General features: G+C 60.2%; 3 protein-coding genes. All 3 read right to left on the reverse strand.

Translation table 11 applies throughout. From position 1 onward, the window contains the following. Positions 1-299: 299 nt before the first annotated feature. The 3 genes from PSV43_RS02085 to PSV43_RS02095 all read right to left on the reverse strand — a co-directional run bounded on the left by PSV43_RS02085 (position 300) and on the right by PSV43_RS02095 (position 7,182). Entirely contained in the window at positions 300-2,696 is a 2,397-nt protein-coding gene (locus PSV43_RS02085) for a hypothetical protein (protein ID WP_300193184.1), read from the reverse strand. Between the two features lie 81 nt (positions 2,697-2,777). Then, complete coding sequence (locus PSV43_RS02090) at positions 2,778-6,917, reverse strand: hypothetical protein (protein ID WP_300193187.1); 4,140 nt, start codon at positions 6,915-6,917, stop codon at positions 2,778-2,780. A 25-nt stretch (positions 6,918-6,942) separates the two neighbouring features. Continuing rightward, positions 6,943-7,182 carry a hypothetical protein gene (locus tag PSV43_RS02095; protein ID WP_300193189.1) on the reverse strand — a complete coding sequence of 80 codons (240 nt, stop codon included), beginning with the start codon at positions 7,180-7,182 and terminating at the stop codon, positions 6,943-6,945. Positions 7,183-7,259 lie beyond the last annotated feature (77 nt).

Here is a 7,259-nt window from a genome sequence, read left to right on the forward strand (position 1 = left end):
ATTCCCCCTCACCGATTACTTCACCACCAAACTCACCACCGGCATCACCATGCCCAACGGCACCGCCCGCCTCCTCTCACTCTCCAAACCCACCGGCAATCCCGAGTTCGAAAAAGACGACATCCTCCAGGCCATCTTCATCACCTGCGACTTCCTCCGCACCGGCGAGTAGCCCAGTTGCTCAGCAAAGGTTCTGCTCAAGGCCACACCGACAGATAGGTCAAGCCATAGTCAAGCACCCCCCGCGCCCGACCTCTTGACCTCTTGACCATTCCTTGACGAGTCATTGCCCCCATCCCTCACTCCTCAAACTCCGTATAATGCCTCCTTCGCGGCGGCTGCGTCACCAGCGCCTTCTGCTTCCAAAACGTCGCCTGCCCCGCATCCTTCTCGCAGCCCACGCCTTCCAGATAGCACTGGGAGAGATTCTTCATCGCCTCCACCACGCCCTCATCAGCCGCAGCCTTGATCGCCGCAAATCCGGTCCTGCGCTCCTTCATCGTCTGCCCGTGGTTCAAGAGCACCATCCCCGCCAGATTCTTCGCCGGCGGAAATTTCTCCACCACACGTGACAGCGCGTCGTACACCTCCTGCCACAGCGCAGGATCGTGCTCCGCCTTGCGCCACAGCAGGTGCGCAGCCAGATACGCCTCCAGCGGATGTTTGGAGCGGCTCATAAACACCAGCGCCAGCGCACCCGCCTTCTCAGTATCCTGCGGCACACCGCGTCCCTGAAACAAAGCCTCCGCATAGTAGAAGCGCGTATCCCGCCGCTTCCCCGCCTCAAACGCCTTCTGGTACAGCGCCAAACTCCTGGCCGCATTGCGCGCGCACCCATACCCCGCCGCACACAGATGCCCCTCCAGCAGCATCGCAGACACACTGCCATGCTCGCCAAACTGATGCACCGGCTCCGCCCACGCCACGTCCAGCCATTGGCCATCCCTGAAAAACTGCCGCGCCATGCGGTCACACAGCTTGTCCGCAAACGGCAGCCAAAAAGTCTCCTGCGGAAATTCATACACAGCATTCATCACCACGCTGAGCGCCGGCTTAAAATCCTCCGTCGCCTCCAAACCACGCATCTGCTCCAAAATCTCCAACCTCGATTCATCCACCTGCTCCTCATGCGTAAAAGCAGGCTTAAGCTCACGCAACGACGCCGCACTCACAAACTGCTCCTTCGCCGGCAGCAGTTCGCTCACCTCAATCGTGTCACTCGCATCCGTGATGCGCCATCGTTCCGCCCCATCCCTCTTCACCACGCACACCAGCACGCCCTTGCCACGCGCGATGCGTCCCCCACGCTGCACTTCGAATTGAAACGGCTGCGTCACCTTGACCAGCTCAAACGTCTCCAGCTCCGCCTGCGCCCCCGCTGCCACGCTGATCCGCCGCAGCGGCCAGCGCACGCGCATCTCCTCCTCCAGCCGCAGCAGCACCTCCATCGGCGGATGCTCCAGCATGAAAAACTTCCCCTGCCCCGCCACCACATGATCAAGCAGCGTCGCCACAGACACCTCGTTCCATGAGCGCACATACGCCGCCACACGGTCCAGCGCCGCCTGCCTCGCAGACAGCTTCACCACCGCACGCCTGTCCCCGGCCACGCGTGCTTTCTCATAAGCCGCCAGCGCCAGCGTCATGTCCACCGCCGTGCCCTTGCCATGTTCGTAGCGTTCCCCCAGCGGCATCCAGGCGGATGTCTCCCCCAGCTTCGCCGCCCATTGCAACTGCTTGAATGCCCCCTCCGTGAAGCGCCCCGGATTCTCCGCATCATCGACCACACTCACAAAATCACGCAGCGCATCCCGGCTCCCTCCTTCGACTGCCCTTTGCAGTAAACCGAGCACCTCATCCCCAAACTTGCCCGATGCACGCAAAGCCAGCGCCACCTGCTGCATCGCCACCACATCACCCCGCTCAGCCAGCGGCATCAGCATATGCCCCGCCAGTCCTGGAGCCCCAGCCATCAACAAATCCCGCCCCTCCCGCATCGTCGCCTCCCGCGCGAGCACCGGAGCAGCCACAGACGATGCCACCACATCGGGCTTCGCAGCCGAAAGCTGATCCAAATGATGCGGCCAATAAATAACCCCCGCAATCATCGCACCACACAGCAGCAATCCCACCAGCAGCAGCGAAGACGACTCCTCCTCATCCTGCGGCACCTTCGTTTCCGCCACCGGCTCCACCGCATGCGGCGGCAGACTCGTCGGTTGAGCAGTCGCCGGAACCTCAATTTCAGCAGGAGCCGCAGCCGCCAAAATCACCCCACCCACCCGCTCTCCAGCACGCGGCTTCAAGGTGATCGGCCTCAGCAAATACCCACGCCGACTCGTTCTCGTGACCGGCGGCACCCCATCGGCCACAGGCTCCGCCTCCACCGTCTCCTGCAACGCCTCCTCTTCTCCCTCAGCCAGATCCACATCAAACACATCCCCACCAATGCCAAACTGGAACGGCACATCCACCTCCAGCTCGCTCGAAATCACCCCATTCACCGAAAACTGCGCCGCCGCAAACACCCCAATGATCTGAAAAGTCCGCTCTCCCGTCCGGTACAGCACGCAGTGCCGCGGCAGAATCCCCACCCCATCAAACGTGACATCGCAGGCCGGTCCGCACCCAAACGTCAGCGACGCATGCAGCGCGCACGAAATCCGGTGCTCGCCGTCTGCGTTACGCAATGTCAAAACCCTCAAAGCCATCGACCCAGTATGCTAAATAAGTCCTTAGCGTCGAGTCACCATTCCACGAAAGAATCTCGCAGCCCCTTACTTTCCAGCACCCAGCTCCTGATAGTAACGCTTCACCAGATCGCGGTACTCAGCAGGCACCGGATCACGATCCACCGGCGCCAAATTCTTGCCCGCATCCTTCTTTGAAAGCTCCTCCACCACCCGGTCTCGCAGCTCCATCAGCGGCTGTGTGATGCGTGTGTTCAAGTAGGTGGACTGCGGCGCTTCATTGCTCCGTTTCAGCTCAATGCGCAGCGTCCGAGCCCTATCCTGCACCTTCGCGGCCTCATTGCGCAGTTCAGAATTATCCAGCAGCTCTTCCACATTGCGCAGCCGGTCACTCCACTGCTCATACCCATTGCCCGTGAAGACCCCGCTGTCAGGCCTCTCCTTGCTGTCATCAAAAAAGAGCGCCTCAGGCACAGCCCCCCCATTGATCGGTGCCACGCGCCGATCATTGTCAGAATCACGTTCCCCCGTGATGCCCAGTCCCGTGTTGGAGCTGGCCGTCTGCGCCTGCCCACGCCCTTGACTCTGCCCTTCACCAGATCGCGGCCCACGTTCAGCCGTCTGCGGATCACCCTGCCCCTTTCCTTGACCGGCTTGTCCGGGCTGCTGGCCTTCTTGCCCCGGCTGCTGCCCACCCTTGCCCGGCTGTTCTCCAGGTTGATCGCCCTTCGGCCCCTCCGCTGAAGCCTGTCCTTGGCCCTGTCCTTGGCCTTTTCCATCAGGATTCGGCTGCTCTCCCCCCTGCCCCTTCTCGCCAGGCGCCATGCCTTGGCCGGGCTGCTTCCCCTTTTCAGCAGTCTGCGCGTCCTTGCCTTCACCCTGGCCCTCCTTGCCCGGTCCGGGCTTTGGCTCACCTTCTCCTTTGCCTGGCTGCGCCCCTTCGCCTGCCATCTTCGGATCGGGTGCTTGCCCCTGCCCGTCTTTGCCCGGCTGCTGGCCCTCGGCTGCCATCTTGGGATCCTGCGGCTGACCTTGGCCATCTTTGCCCTGTCCATCTTTGCCAGGCTGCTCGCCCTGTCCGTCCTTGCCTGACTGCTGCCCATCACCGGCCTTCTCACCCTTCTCGGCAGTTTTGCCATCCTTTGTCTCGCCGTCTTTGCCCTTCTGGCCTTCACCGCCCTTCTGCTCCTTCTCTGCAGCGTCAGCATCCCCCGCATTCGCCGCTTCTTTTCCCTTCTGTCCACCCTCTGCCGACTCCTGCTGCTGCGTCTCCTTGATCAGCTTATCCAGTTCATTCTTCGCCACACGCAAGGATTCACTCTCACTCCCAAGCACGCTCTCAGCCGCTTTCTCCACGCCCTTCCTCAGCTCCTCCACCGCATTCGCCGCCTTGCGTTCCGCATCCTTCGCCTCAGCCTGCGATCCATAGCGGAGTTGGTCACGCGTCTCCTGCAGGTTCTCCTCCAAAGCACTGGTCTGGGCCTTGCGCACAGCATCGTAAAGATTGCGGTGCAGCAGCGGCTCACTCGCCTCCGCTTGTTCGCTGAGCTGCCGCATGCTGTTGAGGAGTTTCCCCACCTTCTCCTGCTGCTCTCCCACCTGCCGGCTCTCCGCAGCACTTTGCATGTTCTTCTCAAGGTCAGACCCCGCCTCCTTCTGATTTTCGAGCGCCTCGCCGATCTGCTTCTCCGCCTCGGCGGCCTCGCGCGCCTGCTGCCGGATCTGCTTCATCTCCTCCGCAAATTTCTTCGATGTCTTCTGCCGAAAATCCTCCTCCATCTTTTCAAGTTCACGCTGCGCACGAGTCGCCGAGTTGGCGGCATCCGCCAGCTTCTCTTCCTTGAGTTGCTCCGCAGTCTCCCTCACCTTCTCACGCGTTTCCTCCAGCTGCTCCTTGGCCTCCGCCATGTTCTGCGCGTTCTCCGGCTTCTCCATCCGCTCCTTGAGGTCATCAAGATCACTCAGCAACTGCTCCTGCTCCGCCTGCAAACGTTTCAGCTGATTATCCAGCTCCTGCTTCTCCTCATCAGTCTTCGCCTTGGCGATCTGATTCTGCAGTTCCTTGATCTTCTCCGCAAGCGCCTCCTGTCTCCGCGCCAGTTCTTTGAGCCGATTCAAAACCTGCAAGTTCTCCTGCTGCTCAGCAGTCTGCTCCTCACTCGCGGCCTTCTCCTCTTCATAGCGCTGCTCCTTCTGCTTCAACTCCAGATCCATGATCTGGTTCTTGTTCGCCTGCTGCGGCCCCTCGGAGGGCTTGTCTTGACGCATCACCTGGTGCTCCCGGCTCTGCGCACGGTGCAGCCATTCCAGTGCCGTCTGCTCAAACGTGAGCGCCTGATTCAGCGGCGAACGCTTCTTCTCAGCCGAAGCCTGCTGCAGCGGCCCCTGCGAGTCCTTCAGACTTTTCCACGCTTCCGTCAGCGCCTGCTTCACCTCTGCGTCCTCGACCTTTTCCATGGCCTCTTTGACCTGCTCCATCGCGATCCCCACCGACTGATCCACCACATCAATGTCCGGCGTCGCCGCCTCAATCACGCGCCCCGCGTTCGTATCGCGAATGATCTTCCACGTCGCGTTGACGATCTGTTTCACCAGCTCCACCAGCTTGTCGCTCTGCGGCTTCTTGCCCGGCTCACTCGGTGCTGCCTCCATCTCACGAAAGATGTCTTCAAAGTGCCGCACATCGGCAAAGAACATGTCGCTCATGCTGCGCCGCACTTCCCCCTTCGGGCCAGTGTCTTCCGCCCACAAATAATAGCTCACAAGCTGCCGTGGCTCAGCGTTTTCTTTTTCCAGCGCCAGCTCAGCCCGCACATCCTGCTTCTTCATCGGCCCAGTAACCGGATGCTTGAAAATGATCTCCTTGCTGTTCCCATTGATGCTGAAAACCGCCCCCGATTTCGTGACACCCAGATCATCCGAAACCTTCGCCTCCACCGGCAGTTCCTGAATGCTGGACACCTGCAGATCACGCTTCGGAAACACCATTTCAATCTTCGCCAGTTGGTTGGACTGCACCGTCACCGTAAACCACGGCGGATTCTTGTTCCCGCGCTCCGCTTCATCCACCAGATGCAGCCGATACTTCTGCGACTTCACCGCCATCAGCACACCTTCCAGCACCGTGGCATCATCAGCGGAGGGCGTGAGAGCGATCACACTCTTGTCCTCCCCAAAAAGCTCCGCAGCAGTCAAATGCGGGGCGAAGGGAGAAACACTTTTGCCCGCAGCAGCATCCCCATCACTGGCCGGGATCAGCGGCTTGTTCACCTTGATCTTCCACACAATTTTCGACCCCTCCAGCGCCGTCACCTTCTTCGTGTTCTTCGTCTCCTTCTCCGGCAGCTTCGTGTACTCCGGCGGCGTCACCATCACATCGCTGCTCACCAGCGCCGGAAAATCAAACACTGTGATCGTGTGCATCTGCGACTTTTGATCCGCAAACTCCACATGGTATTTCGTATCGCGCTCCACCTTGTTGATCATCCCGCCATACACCTGCTCATCAACCGTCAGCCGCATCGGCAGCCGCTCGCGCTCCTTGCCATCCGCATCGCTCACCACCAGCATCGCATCCGCAGGCACGGCCCCATTGAAGCGGGCTTCAATGATCAGGCGCGCACCGCGTTCGAGCTCAGTGTCCCCCGGAGTTAGCGTCGCTTTAAACTCAGTTGGTTGGGCGGATTCGTCGGCCCGATTTTTCGCAACCTCGGTCTGTCGCGGCGCGGTCTGGAAACGCAACGCGATGTCCGTGGCCAGAAAAGCAAAAATGGCAATCACCGCGCCAACAGCCGCACGCGTATAAGGCTTGTTCGCCACCGTGACCGCCCAGTTCTGCGTGGCCGCATGCGCCAGCGCTCGGTCAATGAGTCGTTCATGCAGGAAACCGACAGGCCTGTCCGCCTCCGGTTCATGCTCAATGGCCGTCAGCAGCAGCGCATTCAGCGAGGGATGCTTCTGCTCAATCACACGCGCAATGTCATGATCGCTCCAAATGTTGCGCCGCCCTTTGACCCACGCAATCAGCCCCAGCACGATGAGCCCCAGCATCGACCAGCGATCAAGCCGCTTCGAAACAGGAAAACCATTCAGCGTGGCCAGCAGCAAGCCCCCCCTCACCACAACCCCCAGCGCGAAAACAACAGCCAGATGACGCATCAGCCGCGCAAGACGCAGCGCCTCACGAACTTCAGCAATGCGAGCCTCAAGAATGGTGCGTGCGATCATGGTAGTGAATTGGTTGTCAAAACGATCAATGACGAAGCCATCGACAGACGGTCTCGATGATGGAAGAAGCCTTGGCCCAGAATGTCTCGCCATGTCTCATGGCCAGAAAACCACAGGCACACGAACCTGCAGCGACCCACAACCATTGCAGGTTTTCCATCGCAGAAACAGATGTGATCAAGAGCAGAAACGTGATGACACCTCCAAACAAAAGCCCGCATCCGAAATGCAGCCTCTTGTCGTGAGGAGAGAGATTGTCATTCATCGTGGTGAAACTCAGAGTGAATTACGCTGTTTGGACCGTCGTCTGTCGGGCGCGCCCCGCAAACCAAGTTTCCAGCA

It is taken from the genome of Prosthecobacter sp., from assembly GCF_029946185.1.
Lineage (GTDB): Bacteria > Verrucomicrobiota > Verrucomicrobiia > Verrucomicrobiales > Verrucomicrobiaceae > Prosthecobacter.

Bases quoted from the DNA above. Each gene is read 5' to 3' on its own strand.
- PSV43_RS02095 (WP_300193189.1), bottom strand. From the start codon at position 7,182: ATGAATGACAATCTCTCTCCTCACGACAAGAGGCTGCATTTCGGATGC.
- PSV43_RS02090 (WP_300193187.1), bottom strand. From the start codon at position 6,917: ATGATCGCACGCACCATTCTTGAGGCTCGCATTGCTGAAGTTCGTGAG.